A 21,604-nucleotide genomic window follows, 5' to 3' on the forward strand; every position below is an offset into this window, starting at 1 on the left:
CGCCATTGCCTGGCCACCCCATTCCTCAACAACCCGGTCATTCATACAGCGAATAGTTTCTTTGTGACCAATGGTTCACTTTCGACCTTTGACAGCAGCGTTTCTTGTCTATATTTTTTCGTTTATGAAACTGTACGAAACGTCCTACCGCTGCACCCAGCAGTAAACCGCGACCAGGATGGGGATCCTGCCTCGGCGAAAACCGCGCTCCGACCATGATGGAAAAAGCGCCAGACAACAAAAAAAATGAGGTTTCAATGACAACTGCTTTACAACAACCGTCGCTCTCGAGCCAATGCATGGCCGAGTTTCTGGGTACGGCGCTGCTGATCTTTTTTGGTACAGGTTGCGTTGCCGCGCTCAAGGTCGCGGGTGCCAGTTTTGGCTTGTGGGAAATCAGCATTATCTGGGGTGTCGGCGTCAGCATGGCGATCTACCTTACCGCTGGGGTTTCCGGGGCTCATCTGAACCCTGCCGTCAGCATTGCCCTGAGCATTTTCGCGGACTTCGAAAAACGTAAATTGCCTTTCTACATACTCGCCCAAGTGGCGGGTGCCTTCTGTGGAGCGCTGTTGGTTTACACGCTCTACAGCAATCTATTCTTCGAATTCGAACAAACGCACCATATGGTTCGCGGCACTCAAGCCAGCCTCGAATTGGCCTCCGTGTTCTCCACTTTCCCGAACCCGGTGCTGACCACCGCCCAGGCATTTCTGGTCGAGGTGATCATCACAGCCATCCTGATGGGCGTGATCATGTCCCTGACCGATGACAACAATGGCCTGCCCAAAGGCCCGCTGGCACCGCTGCTGATCGGCCTGTTGATTGCGGTGATCGGTAGCTCGATGGGACCGCTGACCGGTTTTGCCATGAACCCTGCGCGGGACTTCGGCCCTAAACTGATGACTTTCTTCGCTGGCTGGGGTGAAATTTCCTTCACTGGCGGACGCGATATCCCGTATTTCCTGATTCCTGTTTTTGCACCGATTGTCGGTGCCTGCCTCGGTGCTGCCGCCTATCGCGGGCTGATTGCCCGCCATCTGCCCAGCGCCGTACCTGCTACAAAGGATGCAACAGCTGTCATTGACGGCAAACCCAGAACTTCTTGATACCGTTGGCGCGTGCCCCTGCCCTTTGATCGCGCGCCAGACCTCACTCCCTTATTTCGTCCAAGGCAATCGACATGACCGACACACAGAATAAGAACTACATCATTGCCCTCGATCAGGGTACGACCAGCTCCCGCGCGATCATTTTCGACCGCGACGCGAACGTGGTCTGCACCGCCCAACGGGAGTTCGCACAGCATTACCCGCAAGCCGGCTGGGTCGAACACGATCCGATGGAAATCTTCGCTACCCAAAGCGCCGTGATGGTCGAGGCCCTGGCGCAAGCCGGCCTGCACCACGACCAGGTGGCGGCCATCGGCATCACCAACCAGCGCGAAACCACCGTGGTCTGGGACAAGAACACCGGCCGCCCGATCTACAACGCCATCGTCTGGCAGTGCCGACGCAGCACCGAGATCTGCCAGCAGCTCAAGCGCGATGGCCACGAGCAATACATCAGCGACACCACCGGCCTGGTCACCGACCCGTACTTCTCCGGAACCAAGCTCAAGTGGATCCTCGACAACGTCGAAGGCAGCCGCGAACGCGCGCGCAACGGTGAGCTGTTGTTCGGCACCGTCGACAGCTGGCTGATCTGGAAATTCACCGGTGGCAAGGTGCATGTCACGGACTACACCAACGCGTCGCGCACCATGCTCTTCAACATCCACACCCTGGAGTGGGACGCGAAGATGCTGGAGGTCCTCGATATCCCGCGTGAGATGCTCCCGCAAGTGAAGTCTTCTTCGGAAATCTACGGTCACACCAAAAGCGGCATCGCCATCGGCGGCATCGCTGGCGACCAGCAAGCCGCCCTGTTCGGCCAGATGTGCGTCGAACCAGGCCAGGCGAAAAACACCTACGGCACTGGCTGCTTCCTGCTGATGAACACCGGCGACAAAGCCGTTAAGTCCCAACACGGCATGCTCACCACCATCGCCTGCGGCCCACGTGGCGAAGTGGCCTACGCGCTGGAAGGCGCGGTGTTCAACGGCGGCTCCACCGTGCAATGGCTGCGTGACGAACTGAAGATCATCAACGACGCCCACGACACCGAATACTTCGCCAACAAGGTCAAGGACAGCAACGGTGTGTACCTGGTGCCGGCCTTCACCGGCCTTGGTGCTCCCTACTGGGACCCGTACGCCCGTGGCGCCTTGTTCGGCCTGACCCGCGGCGTGCGCGTAGATCACATCATTCGCGCAGCGCTGGAATCGATTGCCTACCAGACTCGCGACGTGCTCGACGCCATGCAACAGGACTCCGGCGAACGCCTCAAGGCCCTGCGCGTGGACGGCGGCGCGGTGGCGAACAATTTCCTGATGCAGTTCCAGGCCGACATCCTCGGCACGCAGGTCGAGCGTCCGCAAATGCGCGAAACCACGGCACTGGGTGCAGCTTACCTGGCAGGTCTGGCCTGTGGCTTCTGGGGCAGCCTGGAAGAGTTGCGCGGCAAGGCAGTGATCGAACGCAAGTTCGAGCCGACGCTGGATGAAACGGCGAAGGAAAAACTCTACGCGGGGTGGAAAAAAGCGGTCAGCCGTACCCGCGATTGGGCGGCTGAAGACGAGACTGAATAAGCCAAGACGCAGGCTCGTATCTGTATGTAACTGGTCGGGAGCAGATTCCTGCGGCATCATGGGCAAATTTTGCACGGCAGCCCAAAGGACGCCCCATGAATCTGCCTCCCCGTCAGCAGCAAATCCTCGAACTGGTCCGCGAACGCGGCTATGTCAGCATCGAGGAAATGGCCACGCTGTTCGTAGTTACCCCGCAGACCATTCGCCGCGACATCAATCAGCTCGCGGAAGCCAATTTGTTGCGTCGCTACCACGGCGGCGCGGCTTACGACTCCAGCGTTGAAAACACCGCCTACGCCATGCGCGCCGATCAGATGCGCGATGAAAAACAGCGTATCGGCGAAGCCATTGCCGCGCAGATTCCCGACCATGCCTCGCTGTTCATCAACATCGGCACGACCACCGAATCCATTGCCCGGGCACTGCTCAACCACAGTCACCTGAAGATCATCACCAACAACCTGCACGTCGCCTCCATGCTCAGCGCCAAGGACGATTTCGATGTCCTGCTCACTGGCGGCAACGTGCGGCGCGATGGTGGCGTGGTGGGTCAGGCCAGTGTCGACTTCATCAATCAGTTCAAGGTCGATTTCGCCCTGGTCGGCATCAGCGGCATCGATGAAGACGGCAGCCTGCTGGACTTCGACTATCAGGAAGTGCGGGTATCCCAGGCGATCATCGCCAATGCCCGGCAAGTGATCCTCGCGGCCGACTCCAGTAAGTTCGGGCGCAACGCCATGATTCGCCTGGGGCCGATCAGCCTGGTCGATTGCCTGGTCACCGATCAGCAACCCTCCCCGGCGCTGGCGCAGTTGTTGAACCAGCACAAGGTTCGGCTGGAAGTCGTTTAAGCACACCGCTCCCCTGTGGCGAGGGGGCTTGCCCCCGTTGGGCTGCGAAGCGGCCCTAAAACCATTCAGCCGAGTTCAGATAGGCACATTCATAGCCCCAACCTGCGACGGCTTCGCCGTCGAACGGGGGCAAGCCCCCTCGCCACAAAAGCAGCCTGCAACCTTTCAATGTTCGTAAATTTTCCTTTAACGGCCCTTCGATGAGTATTTTCAATCGAAGCTGACTGGCTGCGGGCGTCTTTATGGGCTAGTATTTTCGCAAATGAACATTAATGTTCGAATTCAAATACAGAACATCAAAGAATTCCGAGGCCGAGCCGATGCCCACTTCCACCTTGCCTACGCCCCCTCTCGCCGAGGTCTACGATATCGCCGTCATCGGTGGCGGGATCAATGGCGTGGGGATCGCAGCGGACGCCGCCGGACGCGGTCTCTCGGTGTTCCTTTGTGAAAAGGATGACCTGGCCAGCCATACATCGTCGGCCAGCAGCAAGCTGATTCACGGTGGCCTGCGCTACCTCGAACATTACGAGTTCCGCCTGGTGCGTGAGGCCCTGGCTGAACGCGAAGTGTTGTTGGCCAAGGCGCCGCACATCGTCAAGCAAATGCGTTTCGTATTGCCGCACCGCCCGCACCTGCGCCCGGCGTGGATGATTCGCGCCGGTCTGTTCCTCTATGACAACCTGGGCAAGCGCGAGCAACTGCAAGGTTCGAAAAGCCTGAAGTTCGGCCCCGACAGCGCGCTCAAAAGCGAAATCACCAAGGGCTTCGAATACTCCGACTGCTGGGTCGACGACGCCCGCCTGGTGGTGTTGAACGCCATGGCCGCCCGGGAAAAAGGCGCCCACGTTCACACCCAGACCCGCTGCGTCAGCGCACGTCGCACCAAGGGCCTGTGGCACCTGCACCTGGAGCGCGCCGATGGCAGCCTGTTTTCGATCCGCGCCAAGGCATTGGTCAATGCGGCCGGGCCCTGGGTCGCCAGGTTCATTCGCGATGACCTGAAGATGGAATCGCCTTACGGCATCCGCCTGATCCAGGGCAGCCACCTGATCGTGCCGAAACTGTACGAAGGCGAACACGCGCACATCCTGCAAAACGAAGATCAGCGCATCGTGTTCACCATTCCGTACCTGAATCACTTCACCCTGATCGGCACCACCGACCGCGAGTACACCGGCGATCCGGCGAAGGTTGCAATTACCGACGGCGAAACCGATTACCTGTTGAACGTGGTCAACGCCCATTTCAAAAAGCAAATCAGCCGCGAGGACATCCTGCACAGCTATTCCGGTGTGCGCCCGTTGTGCAACGACGAATCCGACAACCCGTCGGCCGTGACCCGCGATTACACCCTGGCGCTGTCCGGCACTGGCGAAGAGGCTCCGTTGCTGTCGGTGTTCGGCGGCAAGCTCACGACCTATCGCAAACTGGCCGAGTCGGCGCTGGCGCAACTGGCACCCTACTTCAAGCACATCCAGCCAAGCTGGACCGCAAGCGCCACGCTGCCGGGCGGTGAAGACATGACCACCCCACAGGCCTTGAGCTCACGTATCCGCGACAAATTCGACTGGCTACCAAGCAATATTGCTCGCCGCTGGGCCACCTCCTACGGCAGCCGTACCTGGCGCATGCTCGAAGGCGTACAGGACCTAAGCGATATGGGCGAGCATATCGGCGGCGGTCTCTACACCCGCGAGGTCGATTACCTGTGCAGTGAAGAATGGGCCACTACCGCACACGACATCCTCTGGCGGCGCAGCAAGCTCGGCTTGTTCACCACAGCCGCGGAGCAGGAAAAACTCAAGGATTACCTGAACAAGATCGAGCAAAACCGCAACAAGATCGAAGCGGCCTGACCACGATCCGGATAAACGAAAGCCCCTGAATCTCACGATTCAGGGGCTTTTTCGTATCGATGGATTTCAGTCGCGCAAATCCGATTCATGAATGGGCTGCTCACGGTGAGTCGCCCGCTGATATTGCGCCGGCCACACGGCCTTGTGCCCGCCCAGGTCGTCGTCCGCGTGCAGCGCCCAGTACGGATCGCGCAACAACTCACGGGCCAGGAAGATGATGTCCGCCTGACAGGTGCGCAGGATGTGCTCGGCTTGGGCCGGCTCGGTGATCATGCCGACTGTGCCGGTGGCCATGCCCGACTCCTTGCGCACCCGCTCGGCGAAGCGGGTCTGGTAACCGGGGCCTGTGGGAATTTCGGCATTGACTGCCGTCCCGCCCGACGAGACGTCGATCAGGTCGACCCCCAAGGCTTTGAGGCGGCGGGCCAGCTCCACGGTTTCATCGGGGTTCCAGCCGTCTTCCACCCAGTCGGTAGCCGAGACCCGGACAAATACCGGCAACTCTTCAGGCCACACCGCACGCACCGCTTCGGTGACCTGCAGCACCAGCCGAATACGATTTTCGAACGAACCACCATATTGATCGCGACGCTGATTGCTCAACGGCGACAGGAATTGATGCAGCAGGTAACCATGGGCCGCGTGCACTTCGACCACTTTGAAACCGGCCGTCAGTGAGCGCTTTGCCGCATCGACAAAGGCCTGGATCACCTTGGCGATCTCGTCGTCATCCAGTTGTTTGGGTTGGGTGTGCTGCGGGTCGAACGCAATCGGCGAAGGTCCGACCGGCACCCAGCCGCCCTCGTCGGGTTTGACGCTGCCATGCTTGCCGAGCCACGGCCGGTGGGTGCTGGCCTTGCGCCCGGCATGGGCCAGCTGAATGCCGGCAACGGCGCCCTGGGCGTTGATGAAGCGGGTGATGCGTTGCAGGGGTTCGATCTGTTCATCATTCCACAGACCGAGATCCTCGGACGTGATACGCCCGTCGGCGGTGACCGCCGTGGCTTCGGTAAACACCAGCCCGGCCCCGCCGATAGCACGGCTGCCGAGGTGGACCAGATGCCAGTCATTGGCCAGGCCATCGGCGCTGGAGTACTGGCACATCGGCGATACCGCGATGCGGTTGGGCAGGGTCAATTGGCGAAGGGTAAAGGGTTCAAGCAGCAGACTCATGGGGCACCTCTCGAATCAGTGGGCAGGCTCCAGGTTCTGTTTGAATAGTCGACGAGTGACAGGAAAAAGGTACAACACCCGCCCCCGCGGGCAAAAAATTCGACAAGACGTCACAAGGCCAAAATCAAGCAGTGCTTAGAGCCTAGTCGACATCGGGGAATGTCGCCCCCCTGTAGGAGCGAGCTCGCTCGCGATGGACGACAGGACACCGCGGGGTATCGTCATCGTTCACGACCATCGCGAGCAAGCTCGCACCTACAGGTGTCGGGTCAACGCGGTTCGATGTGGGCAATCATCAATTGAACCGTCTCGTTGCCGCGAAACTCGTTGAGGTCGAGTTTGTAGGCCAGCTCCACCCATTTGATGGTCGGATTCGGCCAGATTTCGCGATCGATCCCGAAGGCAATGCCGTCGAGTTTCACCGAACCACATTCACTTTTGAGCACGACTTTAAGATGCCGCTCGCCAACGACGCGCTGCTCGACCAACTGGAACACCCCGTGAAACAACGGTTCCGGGAAGTGCTGTCCCCAAGGACCGGCATGCCGCAAGGCACGAGCCAGCTCCAGGTGGAACTCTTCCACCGCCAGGGTGCCGTCCGACAACAGGCGGCCAGTCAGATCTTCTTCGCGCAGCTGCCGGCGCACTTCAGCGTCAAAGGCTTCGGCGAACAAGGGGAAATTTGCTTCCGGCAGCGTCAGGCCGGCCGCCATCGCGTGACCACCGTATTTGGTGATCAGATTCGGATGCTGCGCCGCCACCACGCTCAAGGCGTCGCGGATGTGAAAGCCCTGGACCGAACGCCCCGAGCCCTTGAGCAGGCCATCTCCGGCATCGGCAAAGGCGATGGTCGGGCGGAAATAGCGCTCTTTCATCCGTGACGCGAGGATACCGATGACACCCTGGTGCCACTCGGGATCGAACAGGCACAAGCCGAACGGCATCGACTCCACCGGCAGATCCTTGAGCTGCGCCAGCGCTTCGCGCTGCATGCCCTGCTCGATGGATTTGCGATCCTGGTTCATGCCGTCCAGTTGCGCCGCCATCTCACGGGCCAGACCTGCGTCTTCGGTCAGCAGACATTCGATGCCCAGGCTCATGTCGTCCAGGCGCCCTGCTGCGTTCAGGCGCGGGCCGACAATGAAGCCCAGATCGGTGGAGGTGATACGCGCATGATCGCGCTTGGCCACTTCGAGGATCGCCTTGATCCCCGGCCGGGCACGTCCAGCGCGAATCCGCTCCAGGCCCTGATGCACCAGAATCCGGTTGTTGGCATCCAGCGGCACCACGTCGGCCACGCTGCCAAGAGCCACCAGATCGAGCAGTTCGCCGATATTCGGCTGCGGCCTGCTTGTGTACCAGCCCAGCTCGCGCAACCGCGCACGCAGGGCCATCAACACATAGAAAATCACCCCGACACCGGCCAGCGCCTTGCTCGGAAACTCGCAACCGGGCTGGTTCGGATTGACGATGGCATCGGCCAACGGCAGCTCGTCACCGGGCAAGTGGTGGTCGGTGACGAGCACCTTGAGCCCGGCCTTTTTCGCCGCTGCCACGCCTTCGACGCTGGAGATGCCGTTGTCGACGGTGATCAGCAAATGCGGCTGACGCTCAAGCGCCACCGCGACGATTTCCGGTGTCAGGCCATAGCCGTAGTCGAATCGGTTGGGCACCAGGTAGTCGACATGTGCCGCCCCCAACAGACGCAAACCCAAGGTGCCCACGGTGCTCGCCGTCGCGCCGTCGGCATCAAAGTCGCCGACGATCAGAATGCGCTGACGCTGTTCGAGCGCAGTCACCAGCAGATCCACGGCGGCATCGATGCCCTTGAGTTGCTGGAACGGAATCAACCGCGCCAGGCTCTTGTCCAGTTCCGCCTCGGACAGCACGCCCCGAGCCGCGTACAGGCGGGTCAACAGCGGCGGAATATCACCGAGGAATGGCAGGGTGTCGGGCAGCAGGCGAGGTTCGATGCGCATGGGGTGAAAGATGCTTCTCTTCAATACGTAGGATAAAACCGGGTGACGCGGGGCAGTTGCGAAAAATCAGCCGCGCTCACCGGCCAGCCACTGCAACTGGACTTCGTGCTGACCACGGTCGTCGGTGACGAAGATCGTCCCTTCGCTGATCATCACGTCCCACTTGATGACGCGGGGCATGTCTTTGGCCAGGGTTTCCAGGACTTCCTGAGGCACGGCAGCGATGTTGACGTTCTTCAGGTTTTTCACCGCCGGCACCACTTTGCCCTCCCACACGCGCAGGCTGCCGTAGGCCAACAGGCTGGTACGTTCAGTGCGGCGCGAGCACCAGGTCAGGCGCTCGGCATCCGGCTGGCCGACTTCGATCCAGTGCAGGACGCGGTCATCCAGGCTTTTTTCCCACAAGGCCGGTTCATCCACTTCTGACAGACCACGGCCAAAAGACAGCTGCTCGTTGTACCAGAGGGCGTAGGCCAGCAGGCGCACGGTCATGCGCTCTTCGGTTTCCGAAGGGTGACGGGCGATGGTCTGCTTCACGCTCTCATAGACGCTGCGGTCGAGGTCGGTGAGGTTCAGTTCAAACTTGTAGGTCGTGGACGGCTGGGCCATGTACGGGCTTCTTGATACGAGGAAAGGCGGCAAGTCTAACCGATGCGACGGGCAATCCACGAATTGAACACAATCAAGCTGGAGCGTCTGACAGTCGGCTATGTTAAAACGCTCTATCCGCTCAACCTTTGCCCCACAGGATCCAGCATGCCGTTCACCGCCAAACCGCTTTCCGGTCTGAAAGTCATCGAATTGGGCACCTTGATTGCCGGCCCGTTTGCCTCGCGTATTTGCGCGGAATTCGGCGCCGACGTAATCAAGATCGAATCCCCGGACGGCGGTGATCCATTGCGCAAATGGCGCAAGTTGTATGAAGGCACTTCGTTGTGGTGGTTCGTCCAGGCCCGCAACAAAAAGTCCCTGACCCTCAACCTCAAGCACCCCGACGGTCAGGCCATCCTGAAACAGCTGCTGGGTGAGGCAGACATACTGATCGAAAACTTTCGTCCCGGCGTCCTGGAAAAACTCGGCCTGGGCTGGGATGTCCTGCACGCCTTGAACCCGAAGCTGGTCATGGTGCGGCTGTCGGGATTCGGCCAGACCGGCCCGATGAAGGATCAGCCCGGCTTTGGCGCAGTCGGTGAGTCGATGGGGGGCCTGCGCTACATCACCGGCTTCGAAGACCGCCCACCGGTGCGCACCGGCATTTCCATCGGCGACTCGATTGCCGCGCTCTGGGGCGTGATCGGCGCGTTGATGGCCCTGCGTCATCGCGAGGTCAACGGCGGCCAGGGGCAAGTGGTGGACGTGGCGCTGTATGAAGCCATCTTCGCGATGATGGAAAGCATGGTTCCGGAGTTCGACGTGTTCGGTTTCATCCGCGAACGCACGGGCAATATCATGCCCGGCATCACCCCGTCCTCGATCCACACCAGTGCCGATGGCAAGCACGTGCAGATCGGCGCCAATGGCGACGCGATTTTCAAACGCTTCATGCTGATCATTGGCCGGGAAGACTTGGCCAATGACCCCCAGCTTGCCAGCAACGATGGCCGCGATGCCCGACGCGACGAGATTTATGGCGTCATCGATCGCTGGGTCAACTCGTTGCCGCTGGACAGGGTGCTGGCGCAGCTCAATCAGGCCGAGGTGCCGGCCAGCCGGATCTTCAGTGCCGAAGACATGTTCAATGACCCCCAGTACCTGGCGCGGGAAATGTTCCTGCAAGCCAAGCTGCCGGACGGCAAAGACTTCAAGATGCCGGGCATTGTGCCGAAACTCTCAGAGACACCCGGGGAATGTGAATGGGTCGGGCCACAACTGGGTGAGCACAACGCACAGGTACTCCAGGAACTTGGCTATGACGCGACGCAGATTGCACAGTTGCGCAAAGACGGAGCCATCTAGGCTGAGGCACCTGCCCGCATGGCCCGTTCGACACTGCCCGCCACGCGGCGGGCGGCTGCTGTGCATGCTGGCGATCTTGTTCCTGCTCCCTGGACCGATCCCGTCAGCCCTGGCGCAAACCGGGGAACCCCTGATCTGGCTCAAGCGCGACCTGCCGCCGCTGACGATTTTCGACGGGCCGAAAAAGGGTCTGGGCGTTATCGATCAATTGCTTCCACTGTTGATTGCCGGCATGCCGCAATACCAGCACAGCGTGATGAGGGTCAATCGCGCGCGTGGACTGCAAATGCTCCACGAACCGTCCCTCGTCTGCGACGCGGCGCTGAACTGGAGCAAGGAACGGGAAAAGTGGATCGCCTTTTCCATTCCGGTCTTCCGCGCCATGAGCAATGGCTTGGCCGTGCGGCGCGTCGACCAGAAAGTGCTGACGCCATTTATCAAGGACGACGAAGTGGACCTGGCAGCGCTGCTCGCCAGCGGTAGCGAAAAACTGGGAATTATTGCCGAGCGCAATTACGGCGAATACCTCGACGGACTGCTCAAGCAAGCGCCAGCCGACGCGCTGGCCCCTCATTACGGTAACGACGCCTTGGGCAGCCTGCTGCAAATGCAGCGCCTGGGACGCTTACGCCTGCTGTTGGGTTATCGCCCGGAAATACGCTACCAGGCCTCGCTGCAAGGCATTGCCGAGGATGAATTGCAGTTCTATCCGATCCGTGGCACGGGCAAATACCTGTCCGGTTATATCGGTTGCACCGACACGCCAAAGGGCCGGCAGGCCATTGTCGAGATCAACCAGGTGTTGCGCACCCTTCCCCGTGAACGCCTAGATGAGGCCTACGCCGCCTGGCTGGATCCCGAAAGCCGCAACGATTACCTGAAAGACACCAAGGCGTTTTTCGACAATCTGGCGCACCCCTGACAAATCCCGGGCAAAAGAAACCCCGAGAAGTGGGGAGACGACTCGGGGTCAAACGTGGTCTGCTTGGAGACCAGTAGCAGCAAGCTACAAGCACCGGAGCACAATGCTTGATCCTGCTGTTACAAAGTCTGACTGACCTGGGCGCGGGAAGGTTCCCGCAAAAAACCGTTCAATTGCGGCTGGCCAGCAGCTTGTCCTGCGCCGCATTACGCAATGCCGCGATCACACAAGGCTCAAGACGTCCTTCAGCAATCAGCACGTCGCGATGCAAACCGTCGACCACATCCGTCAGCAGGCGTTTGTCATTCAACTGGGCCTGATTGAACTCGCGCTCGACCACGGTCTCGCCGATAGCATTCTTCAGGGTCACCCGGCATTCGCCACGAATGCCTGACGGGGTCAACGTAACCTGATACGGGCTTAGCGCCTCACCGAGCAACAGACTGATACTTTCCATCCCGATCACCACTCAATAGTCCGAAAACAACGTGCCTGGGGCATGCCTACTACAAATGACCGCTGGCCCGAGAAGAAAGTTCTGGGTACTGACTGCAGGCGAACCTGCAGCCCAGTCAAGAGAGCATGCACGGCGAACATGACAGAGAAAAAACCCAACCATCACGTCTGTCGGGTGCGCCGGGCGATGTCGGCCCATCCCCCCAACAATCCTCGTAGCTGGCCATCCGCCGTATAAAACGGCACTGTCCACTGGTAGATATCCCTGACACCGTCCTTGAACATCAATTGACGCTCGAAAAAGCGCGTCCTGCGCGTACTCAATTGCGCCATGAACTCGGCATGCAGCAGTTCCGCGGTTTGTCTGGGCATGGCATCGACCTCGATCAACTGCCGCCCCTGCATCCGGTCAAAACGCGTCGACAAGGCGTCCTCATAACTTTTGTTGCACATGATCAAGCGCCCTTGCAGATCACGGACAAACATCGGGTCAGGCATGGCATCCATCAGGGCATGCTGGAAGGCGAGCTGATCGCGCAGACTGCTTTGAGCCTCGACCCGTTGCCTGACCACCACCGCCAACCGCCGATTCCAGAGCAGGGACAACAGACCGAACAGGCTGACCACCAACACGCCCCAGCAAACCCACTGGTCAATCCGCTGCCAGAGGCCAGGCGCCTGTGGCGCGGTAGCGCCGCCGAACCACTTCAGGCGAAGGCCGCGCAACTCCTGTTCAGGAAACGCCTCAAGCGCCTTGTTGAGGATACTCAGCAACTGCGGCTGGCCTTTTCGCACCGCCAGATAATCCGCATCCCATTTTCCCGGCACCACGGCGTCGATCTTTAGCCGGCCCGACGGAATAAGCTGGGCGCCGATTTCGCTTTCGATGGTGGCGTAGGCTTCGCCGCTTTCCACCCAGGCACGGGCTTCGGCGTAGGTTTTAACCGAACGCAACTCGATGGACGGATAATTACGACGGATCATCGCCTCCAGTGCATGCCGGGTCGGCAGCACCAGTACCCGCTTCGCCAGATCCTCCAGCGACTGCACCGGTGGTGCTCCGGCCTGTCCGAGAAAGACCCATCCTGCACCGCCGAACGCATGACTGAAATCGAGAAACGCCTTGCGTTCGTCATTCATCGCCAGGGTCGTACTCAAATCCGCAGCGCCGCTTTCCAGATGGGCCAGCATCTGATCGGTGGAAAAAGACTCTTGGTAAACGAACTGCAACCCCGTCATGTCACTGATGCGCTTGAGCAGGTCACTGTTCAAGCCCGTCCATTGGCCATGTTCATCCTTGAACAGGTACAACGGGTATTCCAGCGCCGTGACCACGACCCGAGGATGCTTGGCCATCCACTGCAACTCCTGGTCATCCAGCACGACCATTGACCGTGCGGCAGACTTCCCACGCTCCTGAATCGATGCAGGGCTTGCCCCTCCCCATTCGGCGATTCCCAGCATGCCGAATAAAAACAGCCAGCGCGCGACTGGCTTGAACACACTTGTAAACAGCATTCCCACGTCCTTGGTGATCCATTCGCCTGTCCCTTCGCGGCGATAACACGACAAGTGTGCATGCAGAAATGAAAAAGCCCGTCAGGAGACGGGCTTCAAAATGTAACAGCGCTGACCGGTTACAGCGGCTTGCCGCGGTTGCCATGCTGGCTGACAAAGGCCTGCACGGCCTTCAGGTCATTTGGCAATACGGTGCAACGTTCGTCTCGCTCAAACAAATCAGAAAGATGTACCGGCAGTTCGAGCGCTTTTCCTACACCGGCTTTTTCCACGGCGTCCGGGAATTTGACCGGGTGGGCGGTGCCCAGGATCACCATTGGAATGTCCAGGCTGCGACGGCATTCCCGGGCAGCTTTCACGCCGATGGCCGTGTGTGGATCCAGCACTTCGCCAGTCTGCTCGTAGACTTCGGCAATGGTTTCGCAGGTTTGCGCGTCATCCACGGCCAGCGAGTCGAACAACTTGCGGGCTTCGGTCCAGCGCTCTTGCTCGACGCTGAAACCGCCACCCTGCTTGAACGAATCCATCAGCCCGGCGATGGCCGCGCCGTTGCGACCGTGCAAGTCGAACAGCAGGCGTTCGAAGTTCGACGACACCATGATGTCCATCGACGGCGACAGCGTGGCGTGCAGGGTATCCTTGACGTACTGGTTGCCGCTCATGAAGCGGTGCAGGATGTCGTTGCGGTTGGTGGCGACGATCAACTGGTTGATCGGCAGGCCCATGTTGCGCGCCAGGTAACCGGCGAAGATGTCGCCGAAGTTGCCGGTCGGCACCGAGAACGACACCGAACGCGCCGGGCCGCCCAACTGCAGGGATGCGTGGAAGTAGTAAACGATCTGGGCCATGATTCGCGCCCAGTTGATCGAGTTCACCGCGACCAGGCGAGTGCCTTTGAGGAAGCCCTGGTCGGCGAAGCTCGCCTTGACCATTTCCTGGCAGTCATCGAAGTTGCCTTCGATGGCGATGTTGTGGATGTTCTCGCCGAAAATCGTGGTCATCTGCCGACGCTGCACCTCGGACACACGGTTGTGCGGGTGCAGGATGAAGATGTCGACGTTTTCGCAGTGCTTGCAGCCTTCGATGGCGGCCGAGCCGGTATCACCGGAAGTAGCGCCGACGATCACCACGCGCTCGCCGCGCTTTTCCAGCACGTAGTCGAGCAGACGACCGAGCAGTTGCAGGGCGAAATCCTTGAACGCCAGGGTCGGGCCGTGGAACAGCTCCAGCACCCATTCGTTGCCGTTCAGCTGACGCAGCGGCGCAACGGCGCTGTGGGCAAACACGCCGTAGGTTTCTTCAAGAATCTTTTTGAAATCGGCGTCCGGAATGCTGCCGGTGACGAACGGGCGCATCACCCGGAAGGCCAGCTCGTGATACGGCAGGCCGGCCCAGGAAGCGATTTCTTCCTGGGTGAAACGTGGCAGGTTTTCCGGGACGTACAGACCGCCGTCGGTGGCAAGACCTGCCAGCAGGACGTCTTCGAAATTCAGGGCCGGTGCCTGGCCGCGGGTACTGATGTAACGCATGACTGACTCCAATGGACAGTGTTCGTAGTGCCGGGCCCGCAAGCGAGCCCGGTCAACGATATCGGCTTAGTTCAGGTGCTCGACACGGATCCGTACGACCGGACCGACCACACCCGCCAAGGCTTCCAAAGCAGCGATGGCGTCGTTGATGCGCTGTTCCACCACACGGTGGGTCAGCAGGATCATCGGCACCAGGCCGTCGTGCTCCTCGGCTTCCTTCTGCATGATCGACTCGATGTTGATGCCGCGCTCCGAAAGGATGCTCGCGACCTGAGCCAATACGCCCGGATGGTCCTTGGCCTGGATGCGCAGGTAGTAGGCGCTTTCGCAGGCTTCGATCGGCAGGATCGGGTGAGCCGACAGCGAATCCGGCTGGAACGCCAGGTGCGGTACGCGGTTTTCCGGGTCGGAAGTCATGGCGCGGACCACGTCCACCAGGTCGGCGATCACCGACGAAGCGGTCGGTTCCATGCCGGCGCCAGCGCCGTAGAACAGGGTCGAACCGGCAGCATCGCCGTTAACCATCACCGCGTTCATCACACCGTTGACGTTGGCGATCAGGCGATCGGCCGGGATCAGCGTCGGGTGCACGCGCAGTTCGATACCGGCCGCGGTGCTGCGCGCCACGCCCAGGTGCTTGATGCGGTAGCCCAGCGCTTCGGCGTAGTTCACGTCGGCGGTGGTCAGCTTGGTGATGCCTTCGGTGTAAGCCTTGTCGAACTGCAACGGAATACCGAACGCGATGGATGCCAGGATCGTCAGCTTGTGAGCGGCGTCGATACCTTCGACGTCGAAGGTCGGATCGGCTTCGGCGTAACCCAGGGCCTGGGCTTCGGCCAATACGTCTTCGAAGGTGCGACCCTTCTCGCGCATTTCCGTCAGGATGAAGTTGCCGGTGCCGTTGATGATGCCGGCTACCCAGTTGATGCGGTTGGCGGACAGGCCTTCGCGGATCGCCTTGATCACCGGGATGCCACCGGCCACCGCCGCTTCGAACGCAACGATCACGCCCTTCTCGCGGGCCTTGGCGAAAATTTCATTACCGTGAACGGCGATAAGCGCCTTGTTCGCGGTGACCACATGCTTGCCATGCTCGATGGCCTTGAGTACCAGCTCGCGGGCAACGGTGTAGCCGCCCATCAGCTCTATGACGATGTCGATCTCAGGGTTCGTGGCCACTTCGAAGACATCGTTGGTAATCGCAATACCGGTCGTTTGGAACTGAGGCTTTGGCGTGCGCATGGCAATTTGTGCCACTTCGATTCCACGCCCGGCACGACGAGCAATTTCCTCGGCGTTGCGCTGAAGTACGTTGAAGGTACCGCCACCGACGGTTCCTAACCCACAGATGCCTACTTTGACCGGTTTCACTGTGAACTCCCCATAAAACGGCCGACTCGAGGCCGGCCGTGAAAACAACCGCAGACTCGCGGCTCTCTATTGATGGCCCGGCGAATGTCGCTACCGGACCATGATCGTCAGGGCTTGCCGTGACGATGCGAATTTACTTCGCGCCCAGCGCCAGTTTGGCGACTTGTGGCGCAGGCTGGTAGCCCGGAATGACCTGACCGTCGGCCAAAACGATGGCCGGTGTGCCATTCACGCCGATCGACTGGCCGAGGGCGAACTGTTTGGAGACCGGGTTATCGCACTTGGCGGCCTTGATTTCCTTGCCGTCGACCATTTTGTCCATGGCCGCTTTCTTGTCTTTCGAGCACCACACTGCTTGCAGTTGCTCGTCACCCGGCGAGCCCAGGCCCTGACGCGGGAACGCGACGTAACGCACTTCGATGCCGCGCTTGTTCAGTTCAGGCACTTCGGCGTGCAGTTTGTGGCAGTACGGGCAGGTGGTGTCGGTGAATACGGTGATGTGCGACTTGGTTTCGCCAATGGCCGGGTAGACAACGGTTTCGGCAACCGGGATGGCGTTGATCAGCTTGGAGATGCCCTGGCGCTCGGTCTTCTCGGTCAGGTTGACCGGCTTGCCGTCCTTGAGATCGAACAGGTAGCCCTGAACCACGTACTGGCCGTCGGCGCTGGCGTACAGCACACGGCTGCCCTTGAGCTTGACTTCGTACAGGCCTGGCAACGGGCTGGCGGTGATGGTCTCTACCGGCACTTCGAGCTGGAGGTTTTCCAGGCTTTTACGAATGGCTTTGTCGGCCGCGTCATCGGCGACGGCAAAGGTGCTGACCAACGCAATGGCTGCGGCGGCGAAAATCTGGGTCAGACGCATGAGAACTCCTGAAGACGGACAAATGGGACGATCAGAACGCCCGTGCCGAAACACCGGGTCATAAACGCCCATCGTGCAAACCGGCCCAGCCTATCACATAAGGCCCACATGGCCGAATGCACCTGATGCAAGACATTTGTGGCGACACAATCTCCTGTGGGAGCGGGCTTGCTCGCGAAAGCGTCGTATCAGGCGACATCAATGTTGTATGTGCCGGCCTCTTCGCGGGCAAGCCCGCCCCCACAGAAAAGCGGATCTCGGGAGATTCACCCGCGTGGATGATGCTTGGCGTGCAAATCCTGCAAGCGCGCCCGGGCAACATGGGTGTAGATCTGCGTCGTAGACAAATCGCTGTGCCCCAGCAGCATCTGCACCACCCGCAGGTCTGCACCGTGATTGAGCAGATGCGTGGCGAAGGCATGGCGCAAGGTGTGCGGCGACAGCGACTTGCCGATCCCGGCCACCTTGGCCTGGTGCTTGATCCGGTGCCAGAAGGTCTGACGGGTCATCTGCTCGCCACGCTGACTCGGGAACAACACATCGCTGGGACGCCCGCCGAGCAGTTCGCCACGGCCATCGCGCATGTAGCGCTCGACCCAGACAATTGCCTCTTCACCCATCGGCACCAGACGCTCCTTGCTACCCTTGCCCATCACGCGCAGCACGCCCTGACGTAGATTGACCTGCTCCAGCGTCAGGCTGATCAGCTCCGTCACTCGCAGGCCGCAGGCGTACAGGACTTCAAGCATGGCCCGGTCACGCTGGCCAATGGCTTCGCTCAGGTCCGGCGCTTTCAACAGCGCCTCCACGTCGGCTTCCGACAAGGATTTCGGCAGCGGCCTACCCAGCTGCGGCATGTCGATGCGAAGGGTCGGATCGACGGCGATGAGTTTTTCCCGCAGCAAATAGCGATAGAACCCACGCACACCGGAGAGAAATCGCGCAGTGGAACGAGGCTTGTAGTTTTGCTCCAGACGCCAAGCCAGGTGATCAAGGATCAGTTCGCGGCCAGCGTTGATCAGCTCCAGCCCCTTTTCCTGCAACCAGCCGTTGAACAGCGCAAGGTCACTGCGATAGGCATCGCGGGTGTTGTCGGAAAGACCTTTCTCCAACCACAGGGCATCGAGGAATTGGTCTATCAGTGGGTGATCAATGGCAGGCATGGGTACTCGAATCATGCAGCCTTGAGGCTGCACGCAAAATTAAGATTGGACATGAAAACAGCCGCTAGTCTTTCATAGGCCGCCATTTCAAGGAACAGGGAGCAGCAATGAGCGAGCAGCAGATTTTATTGGCATTTGGCGGGATAGGCGCGGCGGCGCTGCTTTGCCAATGGCTGGCCTGGCGCTTGAAATTGCCGGCGATTCTTTTTCTGCTGCTGACCGGCATCCTGGCTGGCCCCGGGCTGCACTTGCTCGACCCGCAAGAAATGTTCGGGCCATTACTGATGCCGCTGGTGTCCTTGGCGGTGGCGCTGATCCTGTTCGAAGGCAGCCTGACCCTGCATCTGTCCGAGTGGCGCGAAATCGGCAGCGTCGTCCATCGCCTGGTCACCATTGGCGCCCTCTCCACCTGGGTGGTCATTGCTGTCGCCACTCACTGGCTGCTGGGGTTCGACTGGTTGCTGGCCATCCTGTTCGGCAGCCTGACCCTGGTGACAGGGCCAACTGTGATCGTACCGATGCTGCGCGTCGTGCGCCCGAAAGCGTCGATTGCCAATATCCTGCGCTGGGAAGGCATTGTCATCGACCCCATCGGCGCCCTGCTGGCGGTAGTCGTCTATAGCTTCATCATTGCCAGTGCCGAAGGTAACGGCCTCAAGGAAAGCCTGCTGACCTTCGGCGGCGTGATTTTGTGCGGGAGCCTGTTCGGTATTTTGGGTGGCTGGTTGCTCGGCACCCTGATTCGCCGCCAGTGGCTGCCGGAATACCTGCACAACCTGGCGGCGCTCGCGGCAGTCCTGGGTATTTTCATTGCCTCCAACGAGGTCACCCATGAATCCGGGTTGCTGGCCGTGACACTGATGGGCATGTGGCTGGCCAACATGAAAGGCGTGGATGTACGGCACATCCTGCATTTCAAGGAAAACCTCAGCGTGTTGCTGATCTCCGGCCTGTTCATTCTGCTGGCGGCACGGCTGGACCTGAACGCCATGATCGGTCTCGGGCCTCTGGTGCTGATTTTGCTGCTGGTCATTCAGTTCATCGCCCGCCCTTTGAATGTGCTGCTGAGCACGGCGGGCTCCAGCCTGGGTTGGCGCGAACGGGCGCTGCTGGCGTGGATTGCCCCAAGGGGCATCGTGGCAGCGGCGGTGTCGGCAATCTTCGCCATTCGCCTGCATGAGGCCGGTCACCAGGGAGCGTTGCTGCTGGTGCCGCTCACCTTTGCGGTGATCATCGGCACGGTGGTGTTGCAAAGCGCCACGGCACGACCGCTGGCGCGCCTGCTGAAGGTGGCGGAACCGGCACCGAGCGGCTTTCTGATCATCGGCGCCAATGGACCTGCGCGCACGCTGGGCAAGGCCTTGCAGCAACTGGGCAGTCGCGTACTGTTGACAGATTCGAGCTGGGAAAACATTCGCGCAGCCCGGATGGAAGGCTTGCCGACCTATTTTGGCAACCCGGCCTCGCAACATGCCGATGCGCATCTGGATCTGGTCGGCCTCGGGCATTTGCTGGCGTTGTCACCGTCCGGCGAGTTGAACACCCTCGCCGCAATGCGTTTTCGCCATGATTTCGGCCATCAACGGCTGTTCGGACTGGCCAGCGGCCAGGAGAGCCGACGCACCGACAAACATCGCGCCAGCCATGAACATCGCGGGCGTTTGCTAGGCAATGAGGAGTTAACCTACATCAAGCTGGCCAATCAGCTGCATCAGGGGGGTGAGTTGTACAGCACGAACCTGACCGAGGGCTTTGGCTGGGAGGATTATCAGGCGTTGCATGGCGAGCGTGCGACTCTGCTGTTTGCTCGTGATGACAGTGGCTGGGTGCATGTGGTGACGCCGGACAGTGCGGTCAAGCCTTCAGCAGGGTGGACGTTGTTGGCGTTGATTCAGCCTGAAACCAGCGACGCTATGTAAATCGCATCGCGAGCAAGCTCGCTCCCACAGGGGATCTATGGCGTTCACAGGCATTGTGCTCGCAGTAGATCTACTGTGGGAGCGAGCTTGCTCGAGATGGCCGCAACTCGGTCTCGCGTCAGGCCGCGATCCGGAGAATTCGTTAAATCGCAGGCAACAAAAAAGCAGCCCGCAGGCTGCTTTTTTTGCATCGGAAGCTGGACTTAAGCCAGTTTTTCCTTGATGCGAGCTGCTTTGCCCGACAGGTCGCGCAGGTAGTACAGCTTGGCTTTACGTACGTCACCGCGACGCTTGACAGCCATGCTGTCGATTTGCGGGGAGTAGGTCTGGAAAGTACGCTCTACGCCAACACCGTTGGAGATTTTACGAACGGTGAATGCACTGTTTACGCCGCGGTTACGCTTGGCGATAACAACACCTTCGAACGCTTGCAGACGCGAACGGTCGCCTTCCTTCACTTTCACCTGAACGACAATGGTGTCGCCCGGGGCAAAGGTAGGGATCTCTTTGGTCATCTGCTCTGCTTCGAGTGCAAGGATGATTTTGTTAGTCATGCTGTGCTCCTAAGGTAAATCGTCGGATCTACCATCGATACGTTGTTAACTATCGTCCCGCTCGCGGATGTATTCCTCGAGCAGCTTCTTCTCTTCTCCAGAAAGCGAGCGGCTTTCCAGAAGATCGGCGCGTCGTTCAAAGGTCCGACCAAGGGACTGCTGTAAACGCCAACGCCGGATGTGCGCGTGATTGCCACTTAGCAATACGTCGGGAACACGCTGATCCGCATACACCTCCGGTCGGGTGTAGTGCGGGCAATCCAGCAAACCATCCGTAAAGGAATCTTCCTCTGCGGAGTCCGCATGCCCTAAAGCTCCAGGCAGCAGTCGTGTAACCGCATCGATCAGGACCATCGCCGGCAGCTCGCCGCCAGACAGTACATAGTCGCCAATCGACCACTCTTCATCGACATGAGCATCAATAAAACGCTCGTCAATGCCTTCATAGCGGCCGGCAATCAGGATCAATGCATCCAGATTCGCCAACTCGCGTACCGCCGACTGAGTCAGTTGACGGCCTTGGGGGGACAGGTAAATCACCTTCGCCGCCTCCCCGGCTGCTGCCTTGGCCTGAACCAGAGCATCTTCCAGGGGCTTGATCTTCATCACCATGCCCGGACCACCGCCAAACGGGCGATCGTCCACAGTGTGATGTCGATCCGTCGTGTAGTCTCGCGGATTCCAACAGGTGAGCTGCAAGAGCCCCTGTTTCACCGCCCGACTGGTGATGCCGTACTCGCTGATGGCGGAAAACATCTCGGGAAACAGACTGATCACTTCTACGCGCAAGTTAGCCACGC

At 59.9% G+C, this 21,604-nt stretch carries 18 protein-coding genes; 7 read left to right on the forward strand and 11 right to left on the reverse strand.

Annotated elements, in window-relative coordinates:
* The first annotated feature begins 257 nt into the window (after positions 1-257).
* The 4 genes from AC1RS8_RS17975 to glpD all read left to right on the forward strand — a co-directional run bounded on the left by AC1RS8_RS17975 (position 258) and on the right by glpD (position 5,399).
* On the forward strand, positions 258-1,109 hold the full coding sequence (locus AC1RS8_RS17975; RefSeq protein WP_154909543.1) for an MIP/aquaporin family protein: 852 nt from the start codon (positions 258-260) through the stop codon (positions 1,107-1,109).
* Between the two features lie 74 nt (positions 1,110-1,183).
* Positions 1,184-2,689 (forward strand): glycerol kinase GlpK, encoded by a 1,506-nt coding sequence (gene glpK / locus AC1RS8_RS17980; protein ID WP_057713425.1) that lies wholly within the window; start codon positions 1,184-1,186, stop codon positions 2,687-2,689.
* Between the two features lie 95 nt (positions 2,690-2,784).
* A complete protein-coding gene (locus AC1RS8_RS17985; RefSeq protein ID WP_007971301.1) occupies positions 2,785-3,540 on the forward strand; it encodes a DeoR/GlpR family transcriptional regulator in 756 nt (251 codons plus the stop codon).
* A 320-nt stretch (positions 3,541-3,860) separates the two neighbouring features.
* A complete protein-coding gene (gene glpD, locus AC1RS8_RS17990) occupies positions 3,861-5,399 on the forward strand; it encodes a glycerol-3-phosphate dehydrogenase (protein WP_489339174.1) in 1,539 nt (512 codons plus the stop codon).
* Between the two features lie 66 nt (positions 5,400-5,465).
* Here glpD and AC1RS8_RS17995 read toward each other — a convergent pair whose 3' ends face one another.
* The 3 genes from AC1RS8_RS17995 to AC1RS8_RS18005 form a co-directional block, all read right to left on the reverse strand.
* Entirely contained in the window at positions 5,466-6,572 is a 1,107-nt protein-coding gene (locus tag AC1RS8_RS17995) for an NADH:flavin oxidoreductase/NADH oxidase (RefSeq protein WP_489339175.1), read from the reverse strand.
* A gap of 269 nt (positions 6,573-6,841) precedes the next feature.
* Positions 6,842-8,551 (reverse strand): single-stranded-DNA-specific exonuclease RecJ, encoded by a 1,710-nt coding sequence (gene recJ / locus AC1RS8_RS18000; RefSeq protein ID WP_489339176.1) that lies wholly within the window; start codon positions 8,549-8,551, stop codon positions 6,842-6,844.
* 66 nt (positions 8,552-8,617) lie between these two features.
* Positions 8,618-9,160, reverse strand: a complete 543-nt coding sequence (locus tag AC1RS8_RS18005; protein WP_007971297.1) for a YaeQ family protein — start codon at positions 9,158-9,160, stop codon at positions 8,618-8,620.
* A gap of 147 nt (positions 9,161-9,307) precedes the next feature.
* Between AC1RS8_RS18005 and AC1RS8_RS18010 the strand changes: the two genes are divergently transcribed.
* Together AC1RS8_RS18010 and AC1RS8_RS18015 are read left to right on the forward strand one after the other, a co-directional pair.
* Positions 9,308-10,507 carry a CaiB/BaiF CoA transferase family protein gene (locus AC1RS8_RS18010; protein WP_090457552.1) on the forward strand — a complete coding sequence of 400 codons (1,200 nt, stop codon included), beginning with the start codon at positions 9,308-9,310 and terminating at the stop codon, positions 10,505-10,507.
* Positions 10,461-11,429, forward strand: a complete 969-nt coding sequence (locus AC1RS8_RS18015; RefSeq protein ID WP_489339177.1) for a TIGR02285 family protein — start codon at positions 10,461-10,463, stop codon at positions 11,427-11,429. The genes AC1RS8_RS18010 and AC1RS8_RS18015 overlap by 47 nt, the downstream gene beginning before the upstream one ends.
* Before the next feature lie 169 nt (positions 11,430-11,598).
* On the opposite strand, the gene AC1RS8_RS18020 is transcribed toward AC1RS8_RS18015, so the two are convergent.
* The 6 genes from AC1RS8_RS18020 to xerD form a co-directional block, all read right to left on the reverse strand.
* Complete coding sequence (locus AC1RS8_RS18020; RefSeq protein WP_489339178.1) at positions 11,599-11,886, reverse strand: DUF3509 domain-containing protein; 288 nt, start codon at positions 11,884-11,886, stop codon at positions 11,599-11,601.
* A gap of 161 nt (positions 11,887-12,047) precedes the next feature.
* Positions 12,048-13,403: a transporter substrate-binding domain-containing protein gene (locus tag AC1RS8_RS18025; RefSeq protein ID WP_057713419.1), complete on the reverse strand. Its 1,356-nt coding sequence runs from the start codon at positions 13,401-13,403 to the stop codon at positions 12,048-12,050.
* Between the two features lie 119 nt (positions 13,404-13,522).
* On the reverse strand, positions 13,523-14,932 hold the full coding sequence (gene thrC / locus AC1RS8_RS18030; protein ID WP_150814684.1) for a threonine synthase: 1,410 nt from the start codon (positions 14,930-14,932) through the stop codon (positions 13,523-13,525).
* 66 nt (positions 14,933-14,998) lie between these two features.
* Positions 14,999-16,303, reverse strand: a complete 1,305-nt coding sequence (locus AC1RS8_RS18035; RefSeq protein ID WP_489339179.1) for a homoserine dehydrogenase — start codon at positions 16,301-16,303, stop codon at positions 14,999-15,001.
* A 133-nt stretch (positions 16,304-16,436) separates the two neighbouring features.
* Positions 16,437-17,168 (reverse strand): bifunctional protein-disulfide isomerase/oxidoreductase DsbC, encoded by a 732-nt coding sequence (gene dsbC, locus AC1RS8_RS18040; protein ID WP_057713416.1) that lies wholly within the window; start codon positions 17,166-17,168, stop codon positions 16,437-16,439.
* Between the two features lie 266 nt (positions 17,169-17,434).
* Positions 17,435-18,331: a site-specific tyrosine recombinase XerD gene (gene xerD, locus AC1RS8_RS18045; protein ID WP_056853624.1), complete on the reverse strand. Its 897-nt coding sequence runs from the start codon at positions 18,329-18,331 to the stop codon at positions 17,435-17,437.
* A gap of 107 nt (positions 18,332-18,438) precedes the next feature.
* Between xerD and AC1RS8_RS18050 the strand changes: the two genes are divergently transcribed.
* The gene (locus AC1RS8_RS18050; protein WP_489339180.1) at positions 18,439-20,250 is read left to right on the forward strand and encodes a cation:proton antiporter; all 1,812 of its coding nucleotides are present in this window, start codon (positions 18,439-18,441) and stop codon (positions 20,248-20,250) included.
* Positions 20,251-20,453: 203 nt separating this feature from the next.
* On the opposite strand, the gene rplS is transcribed toward AC1RS8_RS18050, so the two are convergent.
* Both rplS and trmD read right to left on the reverse strand, forming a co-directional pair.
* A complete protein-coding gene (gene rplS / locus AC1RS8_RS18055) occupies positions 20,454-20,804 on the reverse strand; it encodes a 50S ribosomal protein L19 (protein ID WP_003175895.1) in 351 nt (116 codons plus the stop codon).
* A gap of 45 nt (positions 20,805-20,849) precedes the next feature.
* On the reverse strand, positions 20,850-21,602 hold the full coding sequence (gene trmD / locus AC1RS8_RS18060) for a tRNA (guanosine(37)-N1)-methyltransferase TrmD (RefSeq protein ID WP_007897583.1): 753 nt from the start codon (positions 21,600-21,602) through the stop codon (positions 20,850-20,852).
* Positions 21,603-21,604: the final 2 nt, after the last annotated feature.

It is taken from the genome of Pseudomonas sp. GW821-FHT12A04, assembly GCF_058807755.1.